General features: G+C 49.2%; 2 protein-coding genes. Both read right to left on the bottom strand.

The annotated features are described in order from the left end of the window. Nucleotides 1-764 (bottom strand): group II intron reverse transcriptase/maturase (gene ltrA / locus KDK17_RS15560; RefSeq protein ID WP_257288469.1); only part of this gene is annotated, 764 nt, incomplete at its 3' end. 399 nt (nucleotides 765-1,163) lie between these two features. Further along, nucleotides 1,164-1,359 (bottom strand): hypothetical protein (locus KDK17_RS15555; RefSeq protein ID WP_257288468.1); only part of this gene is annotated, 196 nt, incomplete at its 5' end.

Raw genomic sequence — 1,359 nt, 5'->3', positions numbered from 1 at the left:
AGTCCACATTCTGCAAACCTGTCCCGTAGTGCCGACAGCATACCCTGAGCCTCTTCTTCACTTCGACAGTGCGCCAGCCCATCGTCTGCATACCTGCACCATTTCACATGCGGATAGTGCTTCTGCATCCATTTATCGAATACGTAATGGAGAAACAGATTTGCTAACACCGGACTGATAACACCTCCCTGAGGTGTGCCTTGTGTACGTTCTATACACTCACCACTCTCATTGATCATTGGCGCTTTCAGCCACCGCTCTACGTAGAGTAACAGCCATTTGCAGCGGGTGTGTTTGCTCACCGCTTTCATCAGCAATTCATGTGAAATGTTGTCGAACAGTCCTTTGATATCAAATTCCAGAACCCAGTCCTGATGCCAGCATCGTTTTCTTGTAACACGTATGGCATCAATTGCCGATTTACCCGGCCTGTACCCATAGGAATCCCTGAGAAAGAACGATTCTACCAAAGGCTCAAAATAGAGCTTGGCAACCATCTGGGCTATTCGGTCGGATATCGTTGGGATACCCAGTAACCGTTTTCCCCCTGACTTTTTGGGTATGGGGACCGCTTTGACAGCAGGAGGGAAGTAACTCCCTGCTGTCATGCGGTTCCAGATTTTGTATAGGTTGTTCTTTAAGTCTTTCTCAAACTCGGCCATTGACTCCCTGTCAATACCCGCTGCCCCTTTATTAGCTTTCACCAACTGATAGGCTTTGACGACTTGCCATTTGTCGATGTTGAATCGATGTGTACCTGTCACGATATCTCCTCCTGTTTTCGCAGTTGGATACCCGACAGATACCGTTTAACACTGCCCCTTCGCTCCATACTCATTACAAGTATTTCTACACTAATACGGGCAGTTCCGCCCCAGTGCCAGACATTGGTACTCTCACGCTTATCACTTTGATGACTTGCGTTTCTCCCTTGGCAGTCTGACGACTGGTTCCCACAGTTCCTGAGAGGAGCCTGGAATGAGATCACGCCCACTTTACACCGGACACCACTTACACGGCCTTCGGAGCAACCTGTAAATTGATCACCAACCTTAGACGCTGCTGGCTTTTGATGTCGAATCTCTGGTTTACGATGCGTCATCATGGGTTCGATAACTCGTCTTCTCATTCCTCACCTGCACACCTGATCGGTGCACGTCTCTTCAACGCTCACCACGAGCACTCTTAATGCACGCAGCTTGAAGTGGTTTGAAGCCGACTTCCGACAGTAGACTTCGGTGGGCCATACCACCATCTCCTCCCAAGCTTAGCCACAGTTCTGTTGCATTATCCTTATGCAGCCAGTCCGTGTGCCTGTGGCACACCATCGAGTTTCCAGTGAAGCTTATTCTCGATGTG

The organism is Endozoicomonas sp. SESOKO2 (genome assembly GCF_024606245.1).
GTDB lineage: Bacteria > Pseudomonadota > Gammaproteobacteria > Pseudomonadales > Endozoicomonadaceae > Endozoicomonas_A.
The sequence above is the reverse complement of the archived record's forward strand: the minus strand, read 5'-3'. Positions and strand labels throughout refer to the sequence as shown.